The organism is Microvirga puerhi (assembly GCF_020089865.1).
GTDB lineage: Bacteria > Pseudomonadota > Alphaproteobacteria > Rhizobiales > Beijerinckiaceae > Microvirga > Microvirga puerhi.
In genome coordinates, this window is record NZ_JAIRBM010000002.1 from 380,568 (window position 1) to 405,837 (window position 25,270).

At 63.2% G+C, this 25,270-nt stretch carries 28 protein-coding genes; 13 read left to right on the forward strand and 15 right to left on the reverse strand.

Annotated elements, in window-relative coordinates:
• Positions 1-77: 77 nt before the first annotated feature.
• Positions 78-611 (forward strand): class I SAM-dependent methyltransferase, encoded by a 534-nt coding sequence (locus K9B37_RS04140; protein ID WP_224311523.1) that lies wholly within the window; start codon positions 78-80, stop codon positions 609-611.
• On the opposite strand, the gene K9B37_RS04145 is transcribed toward K9B37_RS04140, so the two are convergent.
• On the reverse strand, positions 598-1,398 hold the full coding sequence (locus K9B37_RS04145; protein ID WP_224311524.1) for an enoyl-CoA hydratase: 801 nt from the start codon (positions 1,396-1,398) through the stop codon (positions 598-600). The two genes, K9B37_RS04140 and K9B37_RS04145, sit on opposite strands and share 14 nt — an antisense overlap.
• Positions 1,399-1,474: 76 nt before the next feature.
• Here K9B37_RS04145 and cysE point away from each other — a divergent pair, with 76 nt between their 5' ends.
• From cysE to K9B37_RS04160, 3 genes are all read left to right on the forward strand, one after another.
• On the forward strand, positions 1,475-2,311 hold the full coding sequence (gene cysE, locus K9B37_RS04150) for a serine O-acetyltransferase (RefSeq protein WP_224311596.1): 837 nt from the start codon (positions 1,475-1,477) through the stop codon (positions 2,309-2,311).
• 93 nt (positions 2,312-2,404) lie between these two features.
• Positions 2,405-2,617 (forward strand): DUF3126 family protein, encoded by a 213-nt coding sequence (locus tag K9B37_RS04155; RefSeq protein ID WP_027315475.1) that lies wholly within the window; start codon positions 2,405-2,407, stop codon positions 2,615-2,617.
• A gap of 85 nt (positions 2,618-2,702) precedes the next feature.
• Positions 2,703-3,233 carry a gamma carbonic anhydrase family protein gene (locus K9B37_RS04160; protein ID WP_224311525.1) on the forward strand — a complete coding sequence of 177 codons (531 nt, stop codon included), beginning with the start codon at positions 2,703-2,705 and terminating at the stop codon, positions 3,231-3,233.
• Positions 3,234-3,248: 15 nt separating this feature from the next.
• Here the strand turns inward: K9B37_RS04160 and K9B37_RS04165 are convergent, their stop codons facing one another.
• Complete coding sequence (locus tag K9B37_RS04165; RefSeq protein ID WP_224311526.1) at positions 3,249-3,926, reverse strand: transglutaminase-like cysteine peptidase; 678 nt, start codon at positions 3,924-3,926, stop codon at positions 3,249-3,251.
• A gap of 310 nt (positions 3,927-4,236) precedes the next feature.
• Here K9B37_RS04165 and K9B37_RS04170 point away from each other — a divergent pair, with 310 nt between their 5' ends.
• Both K9B37_RS04170 and K9B37_RS04175 read left to right on the forward strand, forming a co-directional pair.
• A complete protein-coding gene (locus K9B37_RS04170) occupies positions 4,237-5,046 on the forward strand; it encodes a rhomboid family intramembrane serine protease (protein WP_224311527.1) in 810 nt (269 codons plus the stop codon).
• Positions 5,047-5,176: 130 nt separating this feature from the next.
• The gene (locus K9B37_RS04175; RefSeq protein WP_224311528.1) at positions 5,177-5,608 is read left to right on the forward strand and encodes a CBS domain-containing protein; all 432 of its coding nucleotides are present in this window, start codon (positions 5,177-5,179) and stop codon (positions 5,606-5,608) included.
• Positions 5,609-5,616: 8 nt separating this feature from the next.
• Here the strand turns inward: K9B37_RS04175 and K9B37_RS04180 are convergent, their stop codons facing one another.
• From K9B37_RS04180 to folE, 4 genes are all read right to left on the reverse strand, one after another.
• Positions 5,617-6,630, reverse strand: a complete 1,014-nt coding sequence (locus tag K9B37_RS04180) for a patatin-like phospholipase family protein (RefSeq protein ID WP_224311529.1) — start codon at positions 6,628-6,630, stop codon at positions 5,617-5,619.
• Between the two features lie 96 nt (positions 6,631-6,726).
• Complete coding sequence (locus K9B37_RS04185; RefSeq protein ID WP_224311530.1) at positions 6,727-7,869, reverse strand: MFS transporter; 1,143 nt, start codon at positions 7,867-7,869, stop codon at positions 6,727-6,729.
• A gap of 109 nt (positions 7,870-7,978) precedes the next feature.
• Positions 7,979-8,389: a phosphoribosyl-AMP cyclohydrolase gene (gene hisI / locus K9B37_RS04190; RefSeq protein ID WP_224311531.1), complete on the reverse strand. Its 411-nt coding sequence runs from the start codon at positions 8,387-8,389 to the stop codon at positions 7,979-7,981.
• 72 nt (positions 8,390-8,461) lie between these two features.
• Positions 8,462-9,097, reverse strand: coding sequence for a GTP cyclohydrolase I FolE (gene folE / locus K9B37_RS04195; protein ID WP_224311532.1), 636 nt, complete (start codon positions 9,095-9,097; stop codon positions 8,462-8,464).
• Positions 9,098-9,246: 149 nt separating this feature from the next.
• Between folE and K9B37_RS04200 the strand changes: the two genes are divergently transcribed.
• Positions 9,247-9,693 carry an iron-sulfur cluster assembly scaffold protein gene (locus K9B37_RS04200; RefSeq protein ID WP_224311597.1) on the forward strand — a complete coding sequence of 149 codons (447 nt, stop codon included), beginning with the start codon at positions 9,247-9,249 and terminating at the stop codon, positions 9,691-9,693.
• Positions 9,694-9,708: 15 nt separating this feature from the next.
• Here the strand turns inward: K9B37_RS04200 and K9B37_RS04205 are convergent, their stop codons facing one another.
• Positions 9,709-10,746, reverse strand: coding sequence for a radical SAM protein (locus K9B37_RS04205; RefSeq protein WP_224311533.1), 1,038 nt, complete (start codon positions 10,744-10,746; stop codon positions 9,709-9,711).
• A gap of 256 nt (positions 10,747-11,002) precedes the next feature.
• Here K9B37_RS04205 and yidD point away from each other — a divergent pair, with 256 nt between their 5' ends.
• Both yidD and thrS read left to right on the forward strand, forming a co-directional pair.
• Positions 11,003-11,332 carry a membrane protein insertion efficiency factor YidD gene (gene yidD, locus K9B37_RS04210; RefSeq protein ID WP_500796456.1) on the forward strand — a complete coding sequence of 110 codons (330 nt, stop codon included), beginning with the start codon at positions 11,003-11,005 and terminating at the stop codon, positions 11,330-11,332.
• Positions 11,333-11,404: 72 nt separating this feature from the next.
• A complete protein-coding gene (gene thrS / locus K9B37_RS04215; protein WP_224311534.1) occupies positions 11,405-13,432 on the forward strand; it encodes a threonine--tRNA ligase in 2,028 nt (675 codons plus the stop codon).
• 168 nt (positions 13,433-13,600) lie between these two features.
• Here the strand turns inward: thrS and K9B37_RS25050 are convergent, their stop codons facing one another.
• The 3 genes from K9B37_RS25050 to K9B37_RS04235 all read right to left on the reverse strand — a co-directional run bounded on the left by K9B37_RS25050 (position 13,601) and on the right by K9B37_RS04235 (position 18,403).
• On the reverse strand, positions 13,601-14,941 hold the full coding sequence (locus tag K9B37_RS25050; RefSeq protein ID WP_439651678.1) for a CBS domain-containing protein: 1,341 nt from the start codon (positions 14,939-14,941) through the stop codon (positions 13,601-13,603).
• Between the two features lie 111 nt (positions 14,942-15,052).
• Positions 15,053-15,883, reverse strand: a complete 831-nt coding sequence (locus K9B37_RS04230) for an RgsD C-terminal domain-containing protein (RefSeq protein ID WP_224311600.1) — start codon at positions 15,881-15,883, stop codon at positions 15,053-15,055.
• Between the two features lie 66 nt (positions 15,884-15,949).
• Positions 15,950-18,403 carry a YfhO family protein gene (locus K9B37_RS04235; RefSeq protein WP_224311535.1) on the reverse strand — a complete coding sequence of 818 codons (2,454 nt, stop codon included), beginning with the start codon at positions 18,401-18,403 and terminating at the stop codon, positions 15,950-15,952.
• Between the two features lie 318 nt (positions 18,404-18,721).
• On the opposite strand from K9B37_RS04235, the gene K9B37_RS04240 reads away from it, so the two are divergent.
• Positions 18,722-19,285 carry a nitroreductase family protein gene (locus tag K9B37_RS04240; protein WP_224311536.1) on the forward strand — a complete coding sequence of 188 codons (564 nt, stop codon included), beginning with the start codon at positions 18,722-18,724 and terminating at the stop codon, positions 19,283-19,285.
• Between the two features lie 7 nt (positions 19,286-19,292).
• Complete coding sequence (locus tag K9B37_RS04245; protein WP_224311537.1) at positions 19,293-19,904, forward strand: flavin reductase family protein; 612 nt, start codon at positions 19,293-19,295, stop codon at positions 19,902-19,904.
• A 6-nt stretch (positions 19,905-19,910) separates the two neighbouring features.
• On the opposite strand, the gene K9B37_RS04250 is transcribed toward K9B37_RS04245, so the two are convergent.
• The 3 genes from K9B37_RS04250 to K9B37_RS04260 are packed head-to-tail and all read right to left on the reverse strand — an operon-like array spanning position 19,911 to position 22,113.
• A complete protein-coding gene (locus K9B37_RS04250; RefSeq protein ID WP_224311538.1) occupies positions 19,911-20,783 on the reverse strand; it encodes an HpcH/HpaI aldolase/citrate lyase family protein in 873 nt (290 codons plus the stop codon).
• Positions 20,784-20,789: 6 nt separating this feature from the next.
• Complete coding sequence (locus K9B37_RS04255; protein WP_224311539.1) at positions 20,790-21,284, reverse strand: MaoC family dehydratase; 495 nt, start codon at positions 21,282-21,284, stop codon at positions 20,790-20,792.
• 55 nt (positions 21,285-21,339) lie between these two features.
• Positions 21,340-22,113, reverse strand: coding sequence for an NAD kinase (locus tag K9B37_RS04260; protein WP_224311540.1), 774 nt, complete (start codon positions 22,111-22,113; stop codon positions 21,340-21,342).
• Between the two features lie 50 nt (positions 22,114-22,163).
• Between K9B37_RS04260 and cutA the strand changes: the two genes are divergently transcribed.
• Positions 22,164-22,508: a divalent-cation tolerance protein CutA gene (gene cutA, locus K9B37_RS04265; RefSeq protein WP_224311541.1), complete on the forward strand. Its 345-nt coding sequence runs from the start codon at positions 22,164-22,166 to the stop codon at positions 22,506-22,508.
• 89 nt (positions 22,509-22,597) lie between these two features.
• Here cutA and K9B37_RS04270 read toward each other — a convergent pair whose 3' ends face one another.
• Positions 22,598-23,563, reverse strand: coding sequence for an MBL fold metallo-hydrolase (locus K9B37_RS04270; protein ID WP_224311542.1), 966 nt, complete (start codon positions 23,561-23,563; stop codon positions 22,598-22,600).
• A gap of 103 nt (positions 23,564-23,666) precedes the next feature.
• Positions 23,667-24,464: a TrmH family RNA methyltransferase gene (locus K9B37_RS04275; protein ID WP_224311543.1), complete on the reverse strand. Its 798-nt coding sequence runs from the start codon at positions 24,462-24,464 to the stop codon at positions 23,667-23,669.
• Between the two features lie 273 nt (positions 24,465-24,737).
• Between K9B37_RS04275 and K9B37_RS04280 the strand changes: the two genes are divergently transcribed.
• Positions 24,738-25,247 carry a DUF4142 domain-containing protein gene (locus K9B37_RS04280; protein ID WP_224311544.1) on the forward strand — a complete coding sequence of 170 codons (510 nt, stop codon included), beginning with the start codon at positions 24,738-24,740 and terminating at the stop codon, positions 25,245-25,247.
• Positions 25,248-25,270 lie beyond the last annotated feature (23 nt).

The following is a 25,270-nucleotide window of genomic DNA, read 5'->3' on the forward strand; positions in this document are numbered from 1 at the left end:
GCCATGATTCAGGAGCGTCTGCCAAATCGTTGATTTGACAGCGGTCCCGTCGTCTCCGCAGAGAAGCAGGAGGATCGATGACCCGCCTCGACAGCGTCATTCGAAGACTCACCGCCCAGCGTGATTTGCTCGACTGGGCGAGCCGCATCATCTCCCCGACGGGACTGGTGCTGGAACTCGGTCTCGGCAACGGACGCACCTATGACCATCTGAGAACGCGCCTGCCTGGGCGGGAGATTTATGTGTTCGAGCGGTCACCAGCCGCTCATCCGGCTTGCCTCCCCGAGCCGAAATATCTGATGGTCGGGGATATTTTCGATACGCTTCCACCCTTCATCGAAGCAGTCGGGCGGCGCCGTGCGGCGCTGATCCATGCCGATATCGGATCGGGGGACGAGCGCCTCAACAGGGAGGTGGCTTTACGCATGTCACCTCTCCTCGACGAACTTCTCCAGCCTGGGGGGCTGCTTCTGGCCGACCGCTCCTTCGCCCTGCCACACTGCGAGGACGTCACCCGCGAGACCGGAGTCGCAGAGGGGCGCTATTACGTCTACCGCCGCCAGCCGGAAAGCGCGTACTCGGCTGCCGAGCAGCGCACTAGCGCCCGGTGAAGACCGGTCGGCGTTTCTCGAGAAAGGCCTGACGGCCTTCGACCGCGTCCGCGCTGTCGAAGCATGAATCCGCAAGCCTCACCGGGTCGGTATTGGGATGGCCGATGCCGAGTGCGTCGTCGATGGCAGCCTTGGCCGCTCTGATGGTGAGCGGAGCGTTGGCGGCAATCTCGGTCGCCAGACCCACCGCCGCCGTTTCCAACTCCTCGTCCGGAACGACCCGCTGCACGACGCCGAGGCGCTGTGCTTCCGCCGCGCCGATCCGTCGCGCCGTGTAGAACAGGTCGCGGGCCGCCGGGCCACCGACTGCGGCGGTGACGAGGCGCATGGCGCCCGGCGGATAGCCGACTCCGAGCCTCGCTGCCGGAATGCCGAACACGGCGTTCTCCGCTGCCACGCGGAGGTCGCAGGCGAGAGCAAGGCCGAAGCCGCCGCCGAGGCAGAAGCCGCGGATCATGGCGATGACGGGTTTCGAGCAGTGGGCGACGGCCCAGAAGGCCGCCTCGTTGGCGGCCTCATAGAGCCTGCCGCCTGCCGCATCGGCGCGCACGGTCTCGAACTCCGAAATGTCGGCCCCCGACGTGAAGGCCCCATTCCCGGCACCACGCATCAGGATGACACGGACGCGCTCGTCCCCATCCAGGGCGGCCATGATAGACGGCAGGGCCTTCCACATCTGCAGATCGATGGCATTGCGCTTCGACGGGTTGTCGATGGCAATCGTGGCAACGGCGCCCTCGAGGGAAAGGGCGAACTTGGCGAGGGGCGACAAAAAAGCGGCAGGCATGACCGATTCGGATCTAGGGGAACGGAAGGGGCGGGCTTATGTAAGCTACTTTATCGAACCAGGCCCGGAGAACATGATGACACAGGCATGGATGAAATCAGGAGGCCCTGATCGAGTCGCCGGCACGGTCGACCCTCTCTGGGACCGGCTGCGCGAAGAGGCCGAGGCGCTCGTCCACGCCGAGCCGGCCATGGGAGCCATCGCTCTCGGAACGATCCTCCAGCAGACGAGCCTCGAGGCGGCCGTCGTTCATCGGGTCGCGACCCGTCTCGGACATCCATCTATGGGCGCCGACATCATCGAGCAGACCTATCATGAGGTCCTGGCCGCAGAGCCGGGGCTTGCCGATGCATTCCGGGCCGACATCCGGGCCGTTCTGGATCGCGATCCGGCGACGACGCGGGTGATCGAGCCGGTTCTATACTTCAAGGGCTTTCACGCCATCCAGACGCATCGCCTGGCTCATTGGCTCTGGAGCCACGACCGGCAGGACTTCGCTCTCTACCTTCAGAGCCGCTCGTCGGAGGTTTTCCAGACGGACATCCATCCGGCCGCCCGTATCGGTCGCGGCATTTTCCTCGACCATGCTACCGGCCTCGTGGTGGGGTCGACCGCCGTCATCGAGGATGACGTGTCGTTGCTGCAGAACGTCACCCTCGGTGGAACCGGGAAGGAGCGGGGAGACCGCCATCCCAAGATCCGGCACGGCGTGCTGATCGGGGCCGGCGCCAAGATCCTCGGCAATATCGAGGTCGGTCACTGCGCCCGCGTGGCTGCAGGCTCGGTGGTGCTCAAGCCCGTGCCCCACAATGCCACGGTGGCGGGCGTTCCAGCCAAGGTCATCGGCAGCGCCGGCTGCGCCGAGCCGGCACGGTCCATGGACCATTTCCTGTCCGAAATGGAAGGGATCTGAGCCGCTTTTTCTCGTCGGGGCCCTAACGTGGCTTGCCCGCGTTGGCCCGGCATGGCAAGTGCTGCATCCATGTAAATGAAGAAAGGACTCGCCGTGGACAAAACGGAGATGGCGAAAGTCGAGCGGTATCTGCGCCAGACCTTCGCAAACCACTCGATCCGCGTGGTCGGTCGGCCCAAGAAGACCGATTCGGCGGAAGTGTATATCGGCGAAGAATTCGTCGGCGTTCTCTTCGTGGATGACGAAGACGGCGATCGCTCGTTCAACTTCACCATGGCCATCCTCGACACGGATCTCGAAGACTGATCTCGTGCGGATCGCACCGGAATTGCCTTGACGGGCCGGCCACTGTGCCGGCCCTTTTCATATCGGATTAAGAGCGGGGGAGAACATGCCGATCTACAGTCTCGACGAGCGCGTGCCGGAATTGCCGGAGCCGGGCCGATACTGGGTGGCTCCCGATGCGCATGTGATCGGCAGCGTCCGCCTCGGCCTGGATGTCGGAATCTGGTTCGGCGCGGTTCTGCGCGGCGACAACGAGCTTATCGATATCGGGGCAGAGACGAACATCCAGGAGGGGGCGCTCCTCCATACCGATCCAGGGGCGCCACTGAGCGTCGGCGCGGGCTGCACGATCGGTCACCATGCCATCCTTCACGGCTGTTCGATTGGTGACAACTCTTTGATCGGCATGGGAGCGACGATCCTCAATCGGGCACGGATCGGAGCCAATTCCATCGTGGGAGCCAATGCCCTCGTGACGGAGGGCAAGGAGTTTCCGGATAATGCGCTGATCGTAGGCTCGCCCGCCCGTGTCGTCCGTGCGCTCGACGAGATCGCCATCGAGCGTCTCAAGGCAGCAGCTCGCGGATATGTGGCGAATTGGAAGCGGTTCGTCGGCGGATTGAAGCGGATCGACTGATCCGCCTCTCCAGGATTACCTGTTCGCGGTCGTGGTGGGGGAAGTGGTGATGCCGCCGAGGGAGACCCAGCCCGTCGCAGCTTGGCTTTCGCGCTTGATGTAGACGTAGCCGGTCCGCTCCCATGGGAGAACGGACGAAGTCTTGTTGTCGAGCACGTAGTCGCCCTGGTTCGTCCGAACCAGCAACACAGCGTGACCTTCACCCAGCTCGTCGATGACCACGGTCATGCGCATGGCGCGGCGGGGGAGGCCGTTCTCGGCCAGGATCCGGCGCTTCAGCAGCTGGAAGTCCTCGCAGTCGCCCTTGCCGTCATCCGGGAAGCTCCAGATGTCGACCACGCCCCAATGGTCCATGTCCGTCACGGCCTTGACGGTGGAGTTCACACGCTGGTTGACAGACGTGATGAGCTTCCAGACCTGGGGCGTCAGCTCGATGGTCTGAGGCTCGGCCGTGTTGACGGCGCACTCGGACGGATACTTCTCGCAGAATTTCACCCAGCCCATGATCGGCTTGGCGCTGCCCATCTCATGAATGCTTTGGCCCGCCGGCGGCAGCGAGGCGACTGTTTGGGCCTGGGCCAGAGTGACGGGAGCAAGAAGCGAGACAGCGATAAAAGCTGTACGAACGATCCTCGACGAAACAAAAGTTCTTGTCGCCTGACCGAAGAAGTTCTTGAAAAAGGACTGCCGCATGCCCCACCAGTCGGTTAATGTTCTTTTAACCAAACTGACACGGTGGGATTCAGGGCTCAAGCGGAAAGTAAAAGGTGAGTTAACGCGTCGCGGGCTGATCGGTTCCCTTATGGTTAACGAAAAATTTCCCTGTTTCAGCGAGAGAAGCTAAGCCTTTGGAATGATTGGCGCAGGATCTTACATACAGCTGCCGCTGCGGGAACCCCTTCCTTTATTTCCTGTGTCAAAAAGTCCGCTCTTTTTCTCCTCCCGACGGGTGTGACGTCCCCTCCGTTGGTGGTTCGCATCTCTCCGTGCAAAGCTCCTCTCCATGTTCTCAAATCGCTCCCGTGAACCGATCCTTAACCTTCCAGCCGTCGTCGCGTGGAGCATCGGCGGGTTGATAGCCATTCACCTGCTGAGGACGTTTCTTCCGGAAGACACGGATTTTCGGATCCTGATCGACTGGGCCGTGATCCCGGCCCGCTGGTCGGTCGCCTATGGGGGCGTGGAGGCGCAGGAGGTTCTGTCCGCTCTGCGTCATGCGTCGCCGTCGGGCGAGGCGTCGCCGTTCGTGGCCCTCGGACAATACGTTCTGCAGAACGAGGACGGTCGGCCTTGGACGGCGGTGACCTATGCACTGTTGCATGGTTCCTGGAGCCACGTGCTGATCAACAGCATTTGGCTTGCCGCCTTCGGAACGCCAATCGCGCGCCGTTGCGGCGCAGCGCGCTTTTTTGCCCTTGCCGTGTTGTCGGCCATCGGCGGCGCGGTGCTCTACGCCTACATGAATGCGCTCCAGATCATGCCCATGATCGGCGCTTCCGCCGCCGTCTCGGGCATGATGGCGGCCGCCTCCTGGTTCATGTTCGCTCCGGCCGACTGGCATCCGGAAGGACGGCCGACCCAGCCACATGAACGCCCCCGGGAAAGGCTGATCGACATCGTCCGCAACCGGCAGGTCCTGATCTTTCTCGCCGTATGGTTCGCGGCTAACTATGTGTTCGGCTTTGTTCAGCCGCTGGGTGTCACGGATGCGAGTGTCGCCTGGGAGGCCCATATCGGCGGTTTTCTCGTCGGTTTAGGACTTTTCCCCGTTCTTGACCCACTTCCGGCGCGTCAATCCCGCTTCACGGCTTGAAAAGGCGGCTATTTCGCCGGATCATCAAATTTCCTAACGGCAGGCTAGGGTATGTCCGGAGCGACAGGGGGCCTGACGTTGGTGGCGCGGCCGTCGAGGCCATCCTCGCAGCCGCACAACGGAGGCGAGCATGTCCGTGCATCACATTCTTTCGGCCAAGGGGCATCAGGTCCTGACCATCGAGCCCCATAGAACACTGAGCGAGGCCGTCCGCATCCTGGCCGAGCGCCGGATCGGTGCGCTCCTGGTGACCAATGGAAGCCGCCCGGTTTCAGGGATTATCTCGGAGCGGGACGTCGTCCGGGCGGTCTCCGCCAACGGGGCGCAAGCCTTGGACGAGCCGGTTTCACGCTTCATGACCGAGAGGGTCGTCACCTGCACGAGCCGCGCCGACGTCAACGAACTGATGGAAACCATGACGAACGGCAAGTTCCGCCACATTCCCGTCGTGGAGGATGGCAGGCTCGTCGGCATCATCTCCATTGGCGACGTGGTGAAGCACCGGCTCGCGGAAATCGAGGCGGAGGCGCAGGCCATCAAGGACTACATCGCCACTGCCTGAGCAAACGCTTAAGCCGCCTGGGAATCCGCAATGAGTTCGAGGATGTCCGGCAGGGCGCGCTCCGTCGCCTGCCGTCCGAGGGCAATGCATTCATCGGCCCGATGAAATTCGAAGAGGCCCATCTTCGCCAGCTTCGGTGAAATCATGATATCGGGCGGGTCGCCCGCGAGCCGCGAGCGGGCGATGCGGTCCTGCGTGATATTGAAGGCATCGACCATGACGGTCGCGATCCCCGGAGCATTGGGCTTGCGCGGCTTGCCGGCCCGCGAGGCCGGAAAAATCCCCCAGCGCTTCGGCTCGACGATGGCTTCCTCGATTTCGCGCTCGTCGCCCGACTCCTCCACCGCATCGTAAGACTGGATCACCGTTCCCCGGATGCGGATTTCGCCGTTGAGGTTGACGCAGATCACGAGGTCCGCCCCCAGGGCCCGGGCGGCCGTGATGGGAATCGGGTTCACGAGAGCGCCGTCCATCAGCCAGCGCCCGCCGACGAGGACCGGGTCGAAAACGCCGGGGAGGGCATAAGACGCGCGCATGGCCTGGACGAGGGGACCACGGGTGAGCCAAATCTCGTGGCCACTCGTCAGCTCGGTCGCAATGGTGCAAAACCGGACTGGCAGGCTCTCGACGCGTTGGTCCGTCAGATCCTGATCGAGCAGGCGCTGCAGGCGCGTCCCGGCGATCAGGCCCGAGCCACTGATGTGAAAATCGAGAAGGCCCATGACCCGACGCTTGGTCAGGGAGAGGGCGAAAGCCTCGATCTGGTCGAGCTTGCCGGCCGCGTAGCAGCCGCCGACCACGGCGCCGATGGAGCACCCGGCAATCACGTCCGGCACGATGCCGGCTGCGGTCAGGGCGCGCAGGACGCCGATATGGGACCAGCCGCGCGCGGCGCCACCGCCGAGCGCAAGGCCGATCCTGATCTTGGAACGGGGATCGTGTTCGGTCGGTGCATGCATATCCGCAACGCCCCCGCCACCCCCTGACCCGGCACTGCGCCGGGCGATGTTGTCCCACAACATGGCCGAACTCCAGAGCTGTGTGACTTTATGCGACGCATGTCGTGAAAGTCTTATGAATAACGCACGACAAGCTTATCAGGTCGATCGTGCGGCAAACTAAACCATACTAGGCCGTAGAACCTGCCTGGCGACCAGCACGATCACCAGCGCACAAAGCATCAGGAGACAAAACATCGGCCGAAGACCCAGCAGGTCGGCACCGAACCCGATGAGGGGCGGGCCGAGCAGGAGCCCGGCATAGCCCAATGTCGCCACCATGGCGACGCCCATGCTCGGTGCGACGCCCGGAGTTTCCCCGGCCGTGCTGAAGAGAACCGGCACCACGTTCGCGAGGCCAAGGCCGATCAGGGCAAATCCGATGGTCACGGCAACGGGCTGCGGTACGACGATGGACAAGCCGATCCCCAGCGCCGCGAGACATCCGCCAACCATCAGGGTTCTGGTTCGTCCGAGCGCACGCACGGCGAAATCGCCCATGAAGCGGCAGATCGTCATGGTCAGGGAAAAGGCGGCAAAGCCGCTTACGGCCTTTTCGAGGGAAGCGCCAGCTACGGTCTGGAGATAGATCGCCGACCAATCGACCATGGCGCCCTCGACGAGAAAGCACAGGAGCGTCAGCCCGGCGAGCGCGAGGATGCCGCGGCGGGGCAAGGCGAAGCCGTGGCTTCCCGCGACGCGGGTCGTTTCGCTGATGGCGAAAAAGGACGCCGCCAGAAACAGCAACGCCGTGAGGCCGCAGGAGAGGAGCAGTGTGGGGACGATGTCCAGTCCCCAGGCGATCAGCGCTCCGGACGCCGCGGCTCCCAGAAGGCCGCCGAGGCTGAAGAAGGCATGGAAGGATGACATGATCGCTTGTCCCCAGCCACGCTCGACCAGAGTCGCGTTGGTGTTCATGGACACGTCCATGGTGCCGTTGCAGGCGCCTGCCACGAAGGAGGCGAGGACCAGAGCGGCAAGCGTCGGGGCAAATCCCGGCAGGAGAAGCGTTCCGGCGAATGCGAAGGCGGAGACTACCGCCACACGCCCACTCCCGAGAGCGGCAGTGACCCAGCCGATGAACGGCATGAGGAGAACGGCTCCGAGCCCGAAGGCCAGTAGCGCGAAGCTCAGCTCCCCGTCGGTCAGACGGAGCGCCGCTTTGAAGCGGGGCAACTGGGCAGCCCAGGTCCCGATGAGGAAGCCGTTGCCGAAGAACAGGGCGCTGGTGGCCGCGCGTGCTAGGCGGAGATCGTTTCTCATGACCGAACGCTTCTAATGCGCGCCAGGATGCATTTCACCCCCGCACCGGCGGATGGCAGCCTTTCGATTTTGGGGAGGCGAGGAGGACGACAAGGGAAGCACGCCGCGATCAGGCCAAAACGAGCGCAGCTTTGTCATCCTTTACCGCGACTGTCCGATAGAAGCAGGAGTGACGCCCGGTGTGGCAGCAGCCTCCGTCGCCCGCGACATTGACCTTGATCCAGAGAGCGTCCTGATCGCAGTCGATCCGCATCTCGACCACAGTCTGGATCTGACCGCTGGTCGCGCCCTTATGCCAGAGCTCGTTTCGGGACCGAGACCAATACCAGGCTTCGCCGGTCTCGAGGGTTTTCGCGACAGCCTCGGCGTTCATATGCGCCACCATCAGCAACTCGCCCGTCGCCGCATCGGTCGTAACGCAGGTGACGAGCCCGTCGGCGCCGAAACGCGGCGTGAGGGCGGTACCTTCCTCCAACTCCGCCTTGGAGCCGGGGGAGGGAAAAGTGTGAGACGCGCACATGAAAAAAGCCTTTGGAGGAGCCTTGCTGGTGGCGAGCCGCTCAGCTGCGACTCCTGTCAGAAGAGGAATGGCTCAAGCCTTACCCTGGCGGAGCAAGGTGAGGAAGCGGACCTGCTCCGCCGGATCGTCCTTGAACACACCGAGGAACTGGGTTGTCAGGGTCATGGCCCCCGCCTTTTGGACGCCGCGCATGGACATGCACATGTGCTCGGCCTCGATCATCACCGCAATGCCCCGCGGTTCGAGCGAATCCTGGAGAGCCTGGGCGATCTGCGCCGTCATGGTCTCCTGCGTCTGGAGCCGCCGAGCGTAGACCTCGACGAGACGGGCGAGCTTCGAGAGGCCGACGACGCCCTTGGAGGGGTAGTAGCCGATATGGGCAATGCCGAAGAACGGCACCATGTGGTGCTCGCAGTGGGAATAGAAGGGGATATCGCGCACGAGCACGATGTCGTCGTAGCCCTCGACTTCCGCGAAGATCTTGTTGAGGACTTCGTGCGGGTCGTCCTTGTAGCCCGCATAGAGTTCCTTGAAAGCCTTCGTAACCCGCTTCGGCGTGTCGACCAGCCCTTCTCGATGCGGATCGTCGCCGGCCCATCGGATCAGAGTGCGGACAGCGTCTTCCGCCTCCTCCCGCGTTGGCCGATTACTGGGGATTTCCGCAAAAGGTTTCATCCGCTTCGACAGGGACTTAACCACATCATCCATGTGGAGCCTCGTATTTGTTACGGATGGTCGGCCCCTTCGGGGTCCGCCATTCCTGACATGCGACCTCGCCGCTCTGAGGCGGCCAGTCGCGGATTGTGATGACAAGACATATATTGGGCGTTAACGCCTATCTCGCCACTCATGAGCCGATGCTGAACGAGATCTACAGCCGCCGCATTCTCGAACTCGCCGCCGCGATCCCGCATCTCGGGCGGCTGCCTGCGCCCGATGCCAGCGCGACGGCTCACTCCAAGCTTTGCGGTTCGACCGTGACGATCGATCTCAAGATCGAGGGAGATGTGGTCACTGACTTCGCCCACGACGTGAAGGCCTGCGCCCTCGGCCAGGCCTCGTCATCAATCATGGGCCGCCACGTGATCGGCTCGACGGCGGATGAACTGCGGTCGCTCCGAGAGATTGCACGCCGGATGCTCAAGGAGGGCGGCGAGCCGCCGACCGGCAAGTGGGGGGATCTGGCCCTCCTTGAGCCCGTTCGGGACTATAAGGCGCGGCATGCCTCGATCCTGCTCACCTTCGACGCGGTCGTCGACGCTCTGGACCAGATCGCCGCGCGTAAGGCCGCCTGCGAGGATTGAATGCGCCTCTGCCGCCTAGGCCGGGACAGGAACCAGCGCCGACTGCCCGCGCCGCTCAATCCGCTCCCGATCGTCGCGGGAGCCGTAGCGACGGTCCAGAATCCTGGTCGTGTTCGCCCAATCGGCCATGGTCCTGACCGATTCCATCTGCTGGGCGACGAAGGGATCGGAGCGCCAATCCCGCGCCCGCTGCCACAGGATGTCCAGGGGCTCTTCAAGCACGTTTCCGACCTTCGCCTCGTAAATCGGGAACGCGCGGAGCCCGCCATCCGGCTCGATCTGCATGAGGTCAAGATCAACAAGGCTCGCTCCGGGCTGGGGCAGGAAGTACCGGACGTCGGTCACGGAAATGCGGGGTCCATTCTCGTGGCGAGTGGCCAGGCGCCGACCGACTTCCATCAGGTCGAGCATTTCCTCGATGGTGAGAAGCCCGTTGGTCTCGAACTCCCGCTCGGCCGCGAGGCCGGATGGAATGACCGCGCCGAAGCGAATGAAATCGAGCCCCGGGAACCGTTCGACAGCTGCTTCGACGAACCGCTCCAGGTCCGCTTCCTTCGCGCCTGGACGTGTCAGGGTGTAGTCGATCCCGAACGTGAAGCATGTCTGTCCGGCGGCCTGGCGCTCGGTCCTGACCCGGTTGAGGATATCGAGCGCCTTCATCCCGCGCTCGAAGGCGCCGGCGCGCCCACGGATCGCATCGTGAAGGGCAGCGTCGGCGCCATCGATGCTCACCGCCACGTTCGACACCGCCTCCGCGAGCGCGGTGGCTGTCCTCTCCTGCATCGACCAGCCGGTCGTGAACAGCGCGACGGACACACCTGCGTCATGGAGACGCTTCATGGCCTCGACGGCCCAACGAATGGATAAGGGCTCGCCGCCGCTGAACATTACGCCTGTCGCCTGCGCCTCAAGCATCACGTCGATGACGCGCATGGCCGTGTCCCGGTCCAGCGTACGAGACGGCCGGCGGCCGGATTCCGAATAGCAATGCCCGCATCTTAGTGGACAGGAATAGGTGATATCCCAGATAAACTTACTGATTTTTACGGCCATTGTTCTTGCCCCTTAAGATCGCCTCGCGGCTCGGCGAGCGGAAACATCAACGAAATGAAGTATCGTTTATAAGCTCTAGGGACGCCACGAAGTAACAGTTGAATCTTGCCATGTATGTACGATATAACGATTACACTTTAGGTTGTATTTCTATGGAGCTTCCGTAGAGTCGTTTGGATATCGCATCGAAACAACATTACGTAATATACGATCGAGTTGAGGGTTGGACGTGCAAGACAGATCTCGGGAGACACCAGTGACGCACTTCCTCCGCCGAGCCGCTCACATGGCAATCCGGGGCTACCAGCTCACCCTGTCCGGCCTGATCGGGCGCCAATGCCGGCATCTGCCATCCTGCTCCGAATACACGGACGAGGCGATCCAGCGGCACGGCTTCTGGGCTGGGGGATGGATGGGGTTTGCCCGCATCTGCCGTTGCGGCCCGTTCGGCACGTCGGGCCTCGATCTGGTTCCTGAAACATTGCCCGATGGATCAGCGTGGTATAAGCCCTGGTCCTATGGTCGCTGGAGAGGTGTGAACGCCCCGGCGATCACCTGTGAATCGGTCGAACCTGACGGCGACTGATGCTTTTCATCTCATCCATCCGTCGGCCCCCGCTTACCTGCTCCGTTGGCAGGAGTGAGCAAGGAGAACCTGATGATTACATTGACTTTCCCCGATGGCGCTCAGCGGCAATACGCACCCGGAACGACCGGGCGCGAAATCGTCGAAGGCATTGCCAAATCTCTTGCAAAGCGCACGGTTGCCATGGCTCTCGACGGCACCGTCGTCGACCTCGCCGATCCGATCACCCGTAGTGCCAAGATCGAATTCCTCAATCGCGAGGATCCGCGCGCACTGGAGCTGATCCGGCACGATTGCGCGCACGTGCTGGCCGAGGCGGTGCAGGAGCTTTTCCCCGGTACGCAGGTGACCATCGGCCCGGTGATCGAGAACGGGTTTTATTACGATTTTGCCCGTAACGAGCCCTTCACGCCCGAGGACTTCGCCGCGATCGAAGCGAAGATGCGCGAGATCATTGCTCGGGACAAACCCTTCACCAAGGAGGTCTGGAGCCGCGACAAGGCCAAGAAGGTCTTCGCCGACAAGGGCGAGAGCTACAAGGTCGAGCTTGTCGATGCCATCCCCGAAGGGCAGGACCTGAAGATCTACTACCAGGGCGACTGGTTCGATCTCTGCCGTGGTCCGCACATGACTTCGACAGGCAAGATCGGCAATGCCTTCAAACTCATGAAGGTGGCGGGCGCTTATTGGCGCGGCGATTCCAACAACGCCATGCTGACACGCCTCTACGGCACAGCCTGGGCGTCGCAGGAGGATCTCGATTCGTACCTGAAGCAGCTCGAGGAAGCAGAGAAGCGCGATCATCGCCGCCTCGGCCGCGAGATGGACCTGTTCCATTTCCAGGAGGAGGGCCCCGGCGTCGTCTTCTGGCATTCCAAGGGCTGGACCCTGTTCCAGGAGCTGATCTCCTACATGCGCCGGCGCCTCAAGGCCGACTACCAGGAGGTCAATGCACCGCAGGTTCTCGACTCGTCGCTCTGGGAGACCTCGGGACACTGGGGCTGGTATCGCGAGAACATGTTCGGCGTGCAGTCCGCGGGCGAGGAGACCGACGACAAGCGCCTGTTCGCTCTCAAGCCCATGAACTGCCCCGGCCACGTGCAGATCTTCAAGCATGGCTTGAAGTCGTATCGCGACCTGCCGTTGCGCTTGGCTGAGTTTGGCGCCGTGCACCGCTACGAGCCTTCCGGCGCGTTGCACGGGCTGATGCGCGTACGCGGCTTCACGCAGGACGACGCGCATATCTTCTGCACCGAGGACCAGATGGCCGCGGAGTGCTTGAAGATCAACGATCTGATCCTCTCCACCTATGCCGATTTCGGCTTCGAGGAGATCGTCGTGAAGCTGTCCACCCGGCCCGAGAAGCGGGTCGGCTCGGACGAGCTGTGGGACCATGCCGAAGAGGTCATGACCCGCGTGCTCAAGCAGATCGAGGAGCAGTCCGGCGGGCGCATCAAGACCAGCATCAACCCGGGCGAGGGCGCCTTCTACGGGCCGAAGTTCGAATATGTCCTGCGCGATGCCATCGGCCGCGACTGGCAATGCGGAACCACGCAGGTCGACTTCAACCTGCCGGAGCGGTTCGGAGCCTTCTTTGTGGACCAGGACGGGCAGAAGAAGACGCCGGTCATGGTTCACCGGGCGATCTGCGGCTCCATGGAGCGCTTCGCCGGCATCCTGATCGAGCACTTCGCCGGGCATTTTCCGCTCTGGCTCGCGCCCATCCAGGTCGTAGTCGCCACCATCACGTCCGACGGCGATGATTACGCAAGAGAAGTCATCCGCGCGGCAGAGAGGGCCGGTCTTCGGGTCGAGGCCGACCTGCGCAACGAGAAGATCACCTACAAGGTGCGCGAGCATTCGCTCGCCAAGGTTCCGGTGCTTCTCGTGGTCGGCAAGAAGGAAGCCGCCGAGCGGACGGTTTCAATCCGTCGTCTCGGCAGTTCCGACCAGAAGTCCATGACGCTCGACGAGGCCCTCAAGGCCCTCGCCGACGAAGCGGTCACGCCGGATCGGAAGCGGGAGGCCAAGGCCCTCGCCGAGCCGGACGAGCATTTGACCCTCGACGGCCACCACGTGGTCGCACGGACGATCGCGTGATCTGAGCGACTGCCCTCGTCCCCATTTGGGGACGAGGGCGCAATGCCGCGTCATTCCGGATTGCCGTTGCCCCTTGTCCGCTGGCGTCAGCGGCTATGGGGTCCGCGTCCGAAGGCGCGTCCCGGAATGACAGTAAGATCCTCGCCACTCGGGCGGGGTGAGCCCTCGCTAACCGGTCTGCCGCTGGCGTCCCGTCGTGCGGCCGCCGGAGGGCGAGCCCGCAGCAATGCCGGATGTCCCGCTGCCGGGATTGCCCGTCGCAACGCCGGAATCGCCGACTTCCGTCCCCGTGGCATGACCGGGCTGGTGCTGACCGATCCGGAGGTTGTTCTGCACATGAGCCGCCCCTGACACGGACTCAGCCAGATCCTCTGCCCGCCGCTTCTCGTTGCGGTCGCGCACCGTGCCGTTCAACGTCACTTCCCGATTGCTCACGATCACCTCGATCTCGGATGCGTCGAGGCGGGCATCGTCCGTCAAGCGCTCGTGGATATCCTCGCGGATGCGATCGTCAGAACGCTGATAGTTGCGGGGACCCTTGCCTCTGTGCTCGCCGCGCCGGACTTCTCCACGACTCGCCGTGGCGTCGTTCTCGAAGCGGGTATTGCCGGGGCCGCTGCCGTAGTTGCTATGATCGCGGCGCTCCGTGACGAGGCTCCAGGTCCTCTCCCGGTCCTGCATGAGGCGCTCGTCGTCGCGGCTGTCGTCGCCGGGATGCTCCCACCATCCGGTCGCCGTCGCCGTGCCGAACCGACGCGGCCGGTAGCCGCCTCCGCCACGGCCGGCATCGTAGGCGCCGTATTCCTCGCCATAGTTGCGATAGCCCTCGCCGCCGAAGCCACCATGCATCTTCGGATTGCGCTCGCGGGTTCCGAAGGGCGGTCCTCCGATGCCGAAGGCGGCCCGCTCGTCGTCCTGCCTGCGGAAGTGGAAGTGTCCAGGTTGTGGCTCGCGCCAACCTGAAACGGGACGCCGACGACGGCGCGCTTCGTTCTCGTCGTCGCTCCGTGCGCGGCGGGTGAGTTCCCTCCGCTCGTCGTCAGTCAAGCGCTCCCGCCGCGGGCGCTCCTGACCACCGGCGATGGAGCGGTCGGGCTCCGATGGAGTCGAGATCCGGTGCAATGCCCTGGATGCTTGATCTTCGACATCGGTCGCCAGATCGCCCAGCGCGACGATCCCGACGAGATGCTTCGCGTGATCGATCACGGGAAGGCGCCTGATCTGATGATCGCTCATGAGTTCGACGATGTGGTCCACATCGTCATCATCGAAGCACCACCAGACATTGTCGGACATCACATCGCGTACGAGGGCATTCTCAGGCGCAAGGCCGGCGGCTGTCGCACGGACCGTGATGTCGCGATCGGTGATGATGCCCTTCAACCGGCGTCCATCGCAGACCGGAAGCGACCCGACATTCATTTCGTCCATCAGGCGAGCGGCGTCGCGAATCGTCCGGTCCGGCGCGATGACGCGCACGTTACGGGTCATGACGTCTGAAATCTTCATGAGCTTGCTCCCGATTGAGGCCGCCCATGAAGGCTGAAAAGAAAAGAAGCCCCGGCGGCCGTGCATTCGTGCCCGGTCAATGCCGCGGGGGCTCGAAAGGTTCAGCTGTTCTTATGGCTTGGCGACGATCTCGACGTCCCGGTCGAGGCCGCTCTCGACCTTGAAGTCGCGCGTATGAACCTTGCCGTCATGGCGAGCGATGAGCACGTAGTCGCCCTCCGCCAGCGTTACGGAAGGGAAGGCGCCGATCGCCTCGCGGATCACGTCGCCGCCGGGCGTCAGCACGCTGAAGGCCGTGCCTGCGAAGGCCTCGCCACCTTCCGCACCAACGAGCTTGAGCGTGACGGTGGCGGCCCGGTGATTGAGCGTCGCCTCCGTGACCTTCCCGGTCTCGACCTTCAGATCGGAGCGCATGATCGCGTTTGCGTCGCCATAGGTGGAGACCACATGATATGTCCCCTCTGGAAGGCGGATGACCTCGTCGGCACGGGCATTGGCGATGACGAGGCGGCCTTCCGAGTTGGATCCGATCGGCACGTACACCGAAAAGGTCAGCTTGCCGGCAGGGATCGTCGCATCGCCGACTGCGCCCTTCAGCTTGAGGGCGCCGGCACTGATGACAAGGCGGTCCGACACGCTGCCGGACTGGATCGTGAACCGCTTCGAAGCCCCGGCAAATCCGTACGCGACATGGACGATGTAGTTGCCAGGGGTGAGCGTGAAGCTCGGCGTCGGGCTCGTCGAGCGTGCGATGATCGTGGGCTGCGTCGTATCGCCCTTGTCTTCGTAGACGCGCCAGACGAGACCTGAACGGATCGGCTGATTGTCCGGAAAAACGGCGGTCGGCGCGAGAAGAACCTGGCCAAGCGTGACCGGTGGCGGCTTCTGCGACAGCGAGGGCACGGCCGGAGTGGTCTGTGCCTCGGCGGTTCCTGCCAGCATGGCCGTCACGAGAAAAATGAGAGGCAGGCGCAATGTCACGTCAAAATTCATCCACGAGAACCGCATTCACCGGATGCGTGGGACTTCAGCAGTCCGGATCGGCTCCACCTTCTTGCTCTTTACGAGGTCAGTGGCCGCCGCAACCAGATTTTCATAGGAAATGGGGCGAAAATTGAACTCGATCCGGTGCTGCCCCGCCGGAATCTCAACGCCCCGGAACAGCAGATTGGCCCGGAGCAACGGTTTGCGCTCACCATCCACCGTCACTTCCCAGCCCGGATAATAGACATCATGGAGAACGAGGACGCCAGCTTCTTCGGTCTCGACGTCGACGCTCACGGAGTTGCGCTGATAGTTGACGATCTTCACATGGTCCTGGAGGTCCTTGGGGCTCGCGCCCTCGGCCGAGGATGCGTAGCGCTCCTTGAGAAGCGGCATGCTGGCGTCGTCGATGAGAGCCTCGCTCTGGCGGTTGAATTCGGGCAGCTCATCCTGGTCGAGGGCGCTTTCTGAATCCACCGGGCTGACCTCGTGGGCCACGTAGACACGCGGGCTCGCGCCATTCAGGCGATAGATCCACATCCGGCCGGTGCCATAGACGACCTCGGCTCCCGTGAGGCGCGGGAAGTGACGCGGCATCCGCTCGATGGGACGGTCGAGGACGAGATATTCGAGACCCAGAAGTCCCGCCAGGCGACATTTGTAGCCGCGGAATGTCGCTGGAAATGTCCGCAGGTTGGGATCCTCGGCATTTTCTCCCGGGCCGACCGCCCGCTCGTAGTCGGCGAGCCGGAGCGGGTTATAGCCGATAATGTCTTCGAGCTGCAGGACCATCGAGGCGTTCTGCCACGGGCCGCCGAGACCCAGGATCTCGACCCTGGGGTAATCGCCTTCGGCGTGACGGTCGGCCAGTTCGCGCTTGAGGATCTGGAGTCCCTGGAGCTGCTCAGGCGGGAGCTGACGAAACACGGCGTAGCGCTCCGCAGGCTCCGCATTGAGCGGCGAGGCGGCATGCCGCAGCACGAGCTCGCCGCCCGTGAAGGCGATGAGCACCGCCGCGGAAATCTCGCGCCAACGCGGTGTGAGGCTTGCCTTCGACAGTGCCGCGATCAGGAGCGCGGCCGCTACGAGCCCGAGTCCGATCTCGCGCATGGCCGAGGCGCCCTGTCCGGCGCGCAGGGAGAACGCCATGGCGCTGGCAACAGCCGCGATCACGAGAGCGAGCGCCAGCATCGGCAAGAAGAGATGGAGCTTTCCAAGCGCCTTGGCTGTCCATTTAGGGAGCCCGTCCACGACGTAGCGATGGATCAGGTAGCCGGCTGCGAAGGCCAGCATGATGTTGATGAGGAAGGTTGCGTCCGCCGGGCGGCGATAGAGGTCGACGCCGGGCATGTGATCGAAGATCATTTCGAAGCCTGGCGTATAGCGGCCCAGCGCATAGAGCAGGGCCAACAGGCCGACCACCAGGAAGAAACGAAACTCCCGCGCCAGCAGCCGTCCTCCGGCAACGCCATGCCAGAGAAGGAAGAGAGCCGGAATCGTGCCGACGAAAAGGTAATTGGTGGCCCGGTCCGTCCACGTGCCTTCGGACAGGCTGTGCCAGTCCGGGCCCCAGTAATCGTAGGTCCAGCGAAGAGAGCCGAAGACGTTGCCGAACAGGATCGTCGCCAGGCTTTCCGGTGGCAGCGAGCCCATGGCAGCGACGCCGAACCCGAAGGAGGGCCGGGTCGACGTGGCCAGGAACTGCATCGTGAGGACCACGGGGACCGCCAGGAGCGCGCCTCCGATGACCCCCATCGTCAGCAGAATGCCGAGGCGTGAACGAAAATAGGCGAGGGGTTGCACCGCCGTGGCGATGCGATAGCCCGCGGCGGCGATCAAGGTCAGGTCGCACAGGAAGGCCACCTGATCCCGCCCGATGGTCATCAGGACAGCGATCACCGCGAACAGGGCGCCAAATCGGTATGAGCGGCGATCCAGAGCCTCTTCCAGCAGGAGAAGGGCAAGCGGGAACCAGCCATAGCTGAGGATGATGCCGGTATGCTGCAGGCGGGCGCTCGCCGAGCCGCCAAGGATGAAGATGATCGCTGCGACCACCGCGCCGGCAGGATGCCAGCCGCGTCTGCGGAAAAGAGGGACGAAGGCGAGGGCGCCCGGCAGGAAATGGGCGAAGATAACCAGATCGAACACCTGCATGGACGGCTCCGGGAAGAGCCAGCCGAAGAACAGCATGGTCGGCGTGAACAGTAGCGATTGCGGGTCTGCCGCAGAAGGATGTCCCCCGAAATGGTAGGGATTCCAGAACGGCATCTCGCCATGAGCCAGGGCTGCGCCGAGATAACGCAGGGTGGGGTAGAACTGATTCTTGGAATCCCAGGGAACGACTGTGCCCGTTAGTGGCCAGACGAGGGCCGCGAGGGCCCAGAAAGCCAGGATGAGGGACAAGGCCACAAGGGTGGGCCGCGTCGTCCAGATCCCGGGTGCGGATGTCTCGCCCGATGCAGGTGCTGATGTGCTCATTGTTTTTGAAACGACACTCCGGGCCAACTCCCAGAACCGACCTAGACGATAAAATCCGGGACGCACGAGACGCGCAGCTCTGCCGTTGCCGACAGGCTATCGATCCTCGCCATGCCCAGGAAACCTGCTTGGCGTGTCGCCGTACTCCCCCTATACATCCGCTGCGGTTTGTTTTCTGCAACGGCCCCTGATCGCCCACGCTTCCTCAAGCGCAACAAGAGGGCGAGACCATGGCAGGCTTGTCATTGCCGGGGATCTCGCTGCCCTTGGGACATCAAAAGTTATTGTCTCATATAATCTACGCCGGATGAAGGTCCTATGAACGAAAGCCTTGCCCGCCTTCAGCAACGTCGCTCGGTTCCTGCCCGCTGGCTCGCCGCGCCCGGGCCGAGTCCGGCGGAGATCGACACTCTTTTAACCGTGGCGGCCCGGGTGCCCGACCATGGCAAGCTCATTCCCTGGCGCTTCATCATGATCGAAGGGGAGGGCAGGCATCGGTTGGGCGACGCCCTGGCGAGGGCCTTCAAGGCCGATCAGCCGGATGCCGACGCGGAGAAAGTGGATGCCGAGCGGGGTCGGTTCACCCATGCGCCGCTCGTGGTCGCCGTCGTGTCGAGGGTGACGCCGCACGTGAAGATCCCGGACTGGGAGCAGATCTTGTCCGCGGGCGCCGTGTGCATGAACCTCCTGAATGCCGCGACCGCCATGGGCTATGGCGCCGTCTGGCTGACGGGCTGGGCCGCCTTCGACCGGCGCGTGCTCGATGCTCTCGGCCTTTCGCCCGAGGAGCGGATCGCCGGCTTCATCCATATCGGCACGGCGACCGAAAACCCCACCGATCGTGCCCGCCCCGAGCTCGCCGACATCGTCACGCGCTTCTGAGCGATCCATGTTCTACGAGACCGCGATCAAGAACCACGGCCTGCCGCACGATCCGTTCAAGGCCATCGTCACGCCGCGTCCCATCGGTTGGATCACCGCCATGAGCGCGAAGGGGGAGGTGAATCTCTCGCCCTATTCGTTCTTCAACGCCATCGGGGAAAACCCGCCCATGGTCGCCTTCTCGTCCAATGGGCGGAAGGATGCGGTGACCTTCATTGAGGAGACCAAGGAATTCGTCTGCAATTTCGCGAGCTTCGATCTGCGCGAGCAGCTCAATGCCACCTCCGCGTCTCTGGCGCGCGGTGAGAACGAAATGGTTCATGCGGGGCTGGAGGCTGCACCTTCTCGTCTCGTGAAGCCGCCTCGCGTGGCGCAGGCGCTTGCTGCGTTCGAGTGCCGATGGGTCCAGACCGTGCCGCTCGCGCCGCTCGAGGGCGGGTCCCCTTCCTACTATCTGGTCATCGGCCAGGTGGTCGGCATCCATATCGACGATCGATATATCGTCAACGGCATGGTGGACACGGCCGCGATGAGACCCATCGCCCGGTCCGGCTATCGCGATTACTTCGTCGCGACACCGGACACCAAATTCACGATGGTTCGCCCAGGCGGCGGTTAGTCGGGGTCAGCTCCGGCCCGCCCTTGCGAGCAGACGCTCTGCCCGCACCAAATGGGGGCGGTCCAGCATCTCGCCGCCGACGCCGACGACTCCGGTACCAGGATTGTCCCTGAAGGCGGCAATCACGGCCTCGGCCCGTGCGATGGCGTCGGGCGATGGCGTAAATGCACCGTTGATGATTTCCACCTGTGCGGGATGTATGGCCATCTTGGCGACAAAGCCGTCGCGCCGCGCCTCCCGGCATTCCATGGCCAAACCGTCCATGTCGCGGAAGTTGGTATAGACCGCATCGATGGCATCTACGCCGGCCGCCGCCGCACCAAGCAGTGTCAGGGAACGCGCAAGACGATAAGGCTCAGTGTAGAGACCGTCTTCGCCCCGGTTCGCCTCGGCCCCGATATCGGCGGAAAGGTCCTCTCCACCCCAGGCGAGACCCATCAAGCGATGGCTGGCGCCTGCGAAGGTTCCGAGAGCGAAGACTCCCAGCGCGTTTTCCGTGGCAATGGCTAGGATCCGGGTGCCACCGTCTTCTAGCCCGAACTCCGCCTCGCGTACTGCGAGCTTCGCGCCGAGATGAGCTGCATCGACGCCGCCCACGGCCTTCGGCAGGACGATTCCGTCGGGTTCTGCCTGCATCACGCCGTCGAGATCCTCCTCAATCAATCCGGTCGTCAGCCCATTGACCCGGACGTAGAGGCGCGGCCGGCTCGTCTCGCGCTTCGCTTCCGACAGGAAGTCCGACGTCAGGGCGCGTGCGGCGGCCTTGGACTCGAGGGCGACCGAGTCCTCCAGGTCGATCAGAAGCGCGTCCGCGCCAGAGGTGAGCGCCTTGTCGAGCTTCTTGCGGCTGTCGCCCGGCACGAAGAGGAGGGAGCGCATCGGATCTCAGACCTCGATTGTCGTGGCGCGCTTGCGCATGAAAGCCTGTCGCCGACACTCGGCCACGAGGGTGCCATCCTGCTTGTAGGCCCGATGGATGAATTCGACGATCCCGGCATCGAGGCGCGACCGCGATTCCCGTTTCGCGACGATTTCCGTCGTCACGTTGATCGTGTCGCCCTCGAACAGCGGTGCCGGGAACTTGACGTCGGTCATGCCGAGATTGGCGATGGTGGTGCCGACAGTGGTGTCGTTCACGGAAATGCCGACCATCAGGCCGAGGGTGAAGAGCGAATTCATGAGCGGACGGCCCCATTCCGTCTCGGTGGCGCAAAAATGCGCGTCGACATGAAGGGGCTGCGGATTCAACGTCATGTTGGAGAAGAGCATGTTGTCCATCTGCGTCACCGTTCGGGTGAGGCGGTGATGGATGATGTCGCCGATCGTGAAATCCTCGAAGAAGAGGCCGCCGCGCGGGTGCCTTTGGCTCTCGTCGATCATGCGTCGATCCTTTTCACTCTTGTTGACCCGCGGATGCTCCCGCCCGCTACTGTCATTAATAGCCGAACTGCTCCCGCAGGATGCGTTCGTCCAGGCTGTGGCCCGGATCGTGAAGCATCACAAGGTCGATACTGCGGTCCATGGAGGCGTGAACACGCGAGATGTCGCGGAACTCTGTGTGATCAGCGACAGCGCTGACCGGACGCTCTTCCGGATCCAGCACCTCGATCTGGATCTTGGCATAGTCCGGCAGCAAGGCACCGCGCCAATGGCGAGGCCGGAAGGCGGAGATCGGCGTCAAGGCGAGGAGTGGCGCAGCGAGGGGAAGGATCGGCCCGTCCACCGAGAGGTTGTAGGCCGTCGAGCCGGCGGGTGTCGCGACCAGGATTCCGTCCGCGATCAGTTCCGAGAGGCGCACCTGGTTGTCGATGCTGACGCGCAATTTGGCGGCCTGGTAGGTCTGGCGCAGCATGGAGACTTCATTGATCGCGCGTGCCGTATGGGACATGCCACGCACATCCCAGGCGACCATCAGGAGCGGATGGGCAACACTGCGTTCCGAGGCCTCCAGTCGCTCGAAGAGGTCGTCCTCCCGGAACTCGTTCATGAGGAAGCCGACCGTGCCCTTGTTCATGCCGTAGATGGGCTTCGACGTGCTCATGAACCGGTGAAGCGTGCGCAGCATGAGACCGTCGCCGCCGAGTGCGACGATGACGTCGGCATCTTCGGGTTCGACGTTGCCGTAGCGATTCTTGAGGGCGCCGAGTGCCGCCTGGGCCTCGACCGTCGGGCTCGCGACGAATGCGACATGGTTGAAACGACGCGCCATGCCCGGATACCCTCCTCACGCCCTGACGATTGTTGCTGTGAAGGCATAGCATGGACAGCCCACTTCTCGTCTATACGACCTTTCCTGACGTGGACACAGCCTTGACCATCGGTGAAGAACTGGTCCGCGAGCGGCTCATCGCCTGCATCAACGTGCTTCCCGGCATGCGGTCGGTCTATGCCTGGAAAGGAACGATCGAGCGAAACGAGGAGGCCGTCGGAATCCTCAAGACGCGAAAAGGCCTGCAGGAGCAGGTCCTGCAGGCCTTGAAGAAGCGTCATCCTTACGAGACGCCGGTCATCCTTTTCATCGAGCCGCAGAGCGATGCACAGACCCTCCTGTGGCTCGTGGGCGAAACGAGCGATCCGCGAGATATCATGCCATCGGACCCGTAGAGCCGCTGCCACCTGCAGGGAAGCGGCTCCTTCTCTTTATGCGCCGGCGCCGTCCTCAGCGAATCAGGTGCATTGCGCTGAAGAATTTTCTAGACGGCCGAGCTCCACTGGATGGGCACGAAGCGATAGCCGTTGCCGTCCTTGGCGATATGGCCGGTCGCCGGGAAAGGAGCATGGTAGAAAGATACCTGCGCCCGCTCCGCCGCAGCCATCTCGAGCATTCTGCGCCGCGTCTGACGGGCGAGATCGGCATCCATGTCGAAGACAGCGGACCAATCCGGATTGCGGACGAACAGCGCCGGGTGGTTGGTCACATCCGACATGACGATGAATTTTCCCGATCCGGAACTCACCATGTAGGAGGTATGGCCCGGCGTGTGGCCAGGCGTCGCGATGGCGGTCAGGCCCGGCACGACCTCCTTGTCTGCCTCGTAGCGCTTCACGTCCTTGGCGATGGGATCGAAGACGCGGTGCACGCCCTGGAAGGCACCCTTCATGCCCTCCGGCGCTTGGCTCATACGGGTCTCGTCCATCCAGAAGTCCCACTCCTTCGCCGGAACCATGATCTCCGCCTTCGGAAAGACGGCCGTACCGTCCTTCCGGCGTAGGCCGTTGATGTGATCACCGTGGAAATGGCTGATCACGACGGTATCGACCTGGGCAGGATCGAAACCGGCTGCGCGGAAATTGGCCATCCAGGTGCCAGAGGTCGGCGCTCCCATATCGCCATTGCCGGTGTCGATGAGGGTGACGCGGCCATTCTGCCGGAGCACGAGGGTCGTGAAGGTGAGCGGGAGCTTGTCCGTGGGCAGGAACGCATCCTGCATTGCCTTCTGGACATCGCTGAGCTCCGCATTGCGGACGAAACCATCGAGAGGGCGGAAAGCGAAACCGTCGTTGATCGCGGTCAACTCGATGTCGCCGACCTTGTAGCGATAGAATCCCGGCGCCTGACCCGAGGGCGATGCCCCCGGTGTCGTGGCCGATTGAGCGAAAGCTGGAGCGACGACAGGCAGGGCGGTGCCGGCAAGGATGGTGCGACGCGTCAAGGGCATGGGGCTCTCCGGAAAGGATGCCTAAGGCTAGAGAGGTCTTCTGCCGCTGCAAGAGCCTGGCCTTTCACAAGTCGGAGAGCGTCTGATCTCGTGGTTCAATGCGCTAGCGGGTGAGCTGGTAAAGCGCGATGCCGCTCGTCGTCGCCACGTTGAGGGAATCGAAGCCGCCGCTCATCGGGATCGTCACCGAACGGGTCGTTGCCAGCAGCGCCGGAGGCAGACCTGGGCCTTCCGCGCCGAGGAGCAGCGCCGTCCGGCCCTCACGTCGGATCTGTGAGAGGGTCTCCGATCCGGACGGCGACAAGGACAACACTTCGAAGCCTGCGTGCCGAAGGTGGTCGACCATCTCCCACGCTGACATGGCGCGGGTAAATGGAACCACCAGGGCTCCTCCGACCGAGACGCGAATCGCCTTGCGGTAAAGCGGATCGCAGGTTTCTCCATCGAGCAGTGCGGCGCTTGCTCCGAAGGCGGCCGCGTTACGAAAGATCCCGCCGACATTGTCGTGGTTGGAAAGCCCGACGAGTCCGAGGACGAGCGCGTCCTCGGGCAGGGCCGCCAGCAATGTCTCGGGCGGGGGAAGTGGAGCTCTTCGGGCGAGCGCCAGGATGCCACGGTGAATCGGGAAGCCGACGATGGCATCCATTACGGTTCGGCTTGCCTGATAGACGGGGACGGCAGGATCGAGCGATCCGAGCAACTCCGTCAGCGTGTCGAACCTGTTCTCCGCGAGGAGGAGAGATTCCACTGCGAAACGCCGCTGCCTCAGCAGGACGCGCAGAACGACCTCTCCCTCCGCAATGAAGCGGTGTTCGCGACCGATCAGGTCACGTTCCCGTACAGCCCGATAGGGTTCGATGCGGGGATCGTCCGGGTCGGTGATCGGAAGGGATGAGACCATCGAAAACAGCCGCCATTGAAATCCTCGGGCGGCCTATGGACGCGCTTTCCGTGGAGAGCAACGACTTTCTGCGCCCAAGGAAACTGGACCTGGTGGGTGATGGTTTCAGGCATGAGGCATCACTTTGCCAGGTCTCATGTCCTCTTCGCCTGGAACAGGCCTTTTCAGGTTGAAGCTCACCGACCACGGGAATGTGTAGGAACTGGGTAATTCTCCGCCTGTTGTGCGTTCGAATCGGCTTCGATTGTCGATCGGTATAGGAGAGAATTCACTATGACCCACGGTCTCGTAAAAGCCGGCCTCGTCGTCATTGTTTCCCTCTCGTCCTGGGGCGCCTGGGCGAGGGAGACTCCGAGTCATCAGTTCATTACCAAAGCCATTCAGGGAAATCTGGCTGAAATATCCCTAGGTCAGCTTGCTCAGGAGAGGGGTGGAACCGACGGGGTCAAGTCCTTTGGGCAGATGCTCGTTCAGGATCATTCGGCTGCCAAGGATCAGGCCACGGCCGCCGCGACGAGTGCTCAGGTCACGCCACCGACGGAGCCGAGCAGAGCGCAGAAGTCGGAACACGATCGGTTGTCGAAGCTGAGCGGCGACGCCTTCGATCGCCAGTTCATCGCCCACATGGTGACCGATCACAAGAAGGATATCGCCGAGTATCAGAAGGAGGCGAAACGCTCCGACGGCGCCATCAGCGATTATGCGAAGGGTGCCTTGCCGACGCTGCAAAAGCACCTCGACACGGCGCAGTCGCTGGAGAAGCAGGAGAAGGCGGCCCGCTGAAGGAATGAGCCTGTCTCAAGCAG

Coding starts and splice junctions, on each gene's coding strand:
- K9B37_RS04185 (WP_224311530.1), bottom strand. CDS start 7,869: ATGAGAAACGATCTCCGCCTAGCACGCGCGGCCACCAGCGCCCTGTTC.
- K9B37_RS04250 (WP_224311538.1), bottom strand. CDS start 20,783: ATGCGCTCCCTCCTCTTCGTGCCGGGCGACAGCCGCAAGAAGCTCGAC.
- K9B37_RS04240 (WP_224311536.1), top strand. CDS start 18,722: ATGAACGAAAGCCTTGCCCGCCTTCAGCAACGTCGCTCGGTTCCTGCC.
- K9B37_RS04170 (WP_224311527.1), top strand. CDS start 4,237: ATGTTCTCAAATCGCTCCCGTGAACCGATCCTTAACCTTCCAGCCGTC.
- K9B37_RS04160 (WP_224311525.1), top strand. CDS start 2,703: ATGCCGATCTACAGTCTCGACGAGCGCGTGCCGGAATTGCCGGAGCCG.
- K9B37_RS25050 (WP_439651678.1), bottom strand. CDS start 14,941: ATGAAGATTTCAGACGTCATGACCCGTAACGTGCGCGTCATCGCGCCG.
- K9B37_RS04140 (WP_224311523.1), top strand. CDS start 78: ATGACCCGCCTCGACAGCGTCATTCGAAGACTCACCGCCCAGCGTGAT.
- K9B37_RS04200 (WP_224311597.1), top strand. CDS start 9,247: ATGCTGAACGAGATCTACAGCCGCCGCATTCTCGAACTCGCCGCCGCG.
- K9B37_RS04175 (WP_224311528.1), top strand. CDS start 5,177: ATGTCCGTGCATCACATTCTTTCGGCCAAGGGGCATCAGGTCCTGACC.
- hisI (WP_224311531.1), bottom strand. CDS start 8,389: ATGTGCGCGTCTCACACTTTTCCCTCCCCCGGCTCCAAGGCGGAGTTG.
- K9B37_RS04245 (WP_224311537.1), top strand. CDS start 19,293: ATGTTCTACGAGACCGCGATCAAGAACCACGGCCTGCCGCACGATCCG.
- K9B37_RS04280 (WP_224311544.1), top strand. CDS start 24,738: ATGACCCACGGTCTCGTAAAAGCCGGCCTCGTCGTCATTGTTTCCCTC.
- K9B37_RS04180 (WP_224311529.1), bottom strand. CDS start 6,630: ATGTTGTGGGACAACATCGCCCGGCGCAGTGCCGGGTCAGGGGGTGGC.
- K9B37_RS04235 (WP_224311535.1), bottom strand. CDS start 18,403: ATGAGCACATCAGCACCTGCATCGGGCGAGACATCCGCACCCGGGATC.
- K9B37_RS04260 (WP_224311540.1), bottom strand. CDS start 22,113: ATGGCGCGTCGTTTCAACCATGTCGCATTCGTCGCGAGCCCGACGGTC.
- K9B37_RS04145 (WP_224311524.1), bottom strand. CDS start 1,398: ATGCCTGCCGCTTTTTTGTCGCCCCTCGCCAAGTTCGCCCTTTCCCTC.
- K9B37_RS04275 (WP_224311543.1), bottom strand. CDS start 24,464: ATGGTCTCATCCCTTCCGATCACCGACCCGGACGATCCCCGCATCGAA.
- thrS (WP_224311534.1), top strand. CDS start 11,405: ATGATTACATTGACTTTCCCCGATGGCGCTCAGCGGCAATACGCACCC.
- K9B37_RS04165 (WP_224311526.1), bottom strand. CDS start 3,926: ATGCGGCAGTCCTTTTTCAAGAACTTCTTCGGTCAGGCGACAAGAACT.
- K9B37_RS04205 (WP_224311533.1), bottom strand. CDS start 10,746: ATGGCCGTAAAAATCAGTAAGTTTATCTGGGATATCACCTATTCCTGT.
- folE (WP_224311532.1), bottom strand. CDS start 9,097: ATGGATGATGTGGTTAAGTCCCTGTCGAAGCGGATGAAACCTTTTGCG.
- K9B37_RS04270 (WP_224311542.1), bottom strand. CDS start 23,563: ATGCCCTTGACGCGTCGCACCATCCTTGCCGGCACCGCCCTGCCTGTC.
- cutA (WP_224311541.1), top strand. CDS start 22,164: ATGGACAGCCCACTTCTCGTCTATACGACCTTTCCTGACGTGGACACA.
- K9B37_RS04230 (WP_224311600.1), bottom strand. CDS start 15,883: ATGCTGGCAGGAACCGCCGAGGCACAGACCACTCCGGCCGTGCCCTCG.
- cysE (WP_224311596.1), top strand. CDS start 1,475: ATGACACAGGCATGGATGAAATCAGGAGGCCCTGATCGAGTCGCCGGC.
- K9B37_RS04255 (WP_224311539.1), bottom strand. CDS start 21,284: ATGATCGACGAGAGCCAAAGGCACCCGCGCGGCGGCCTCTTCTTCGAG.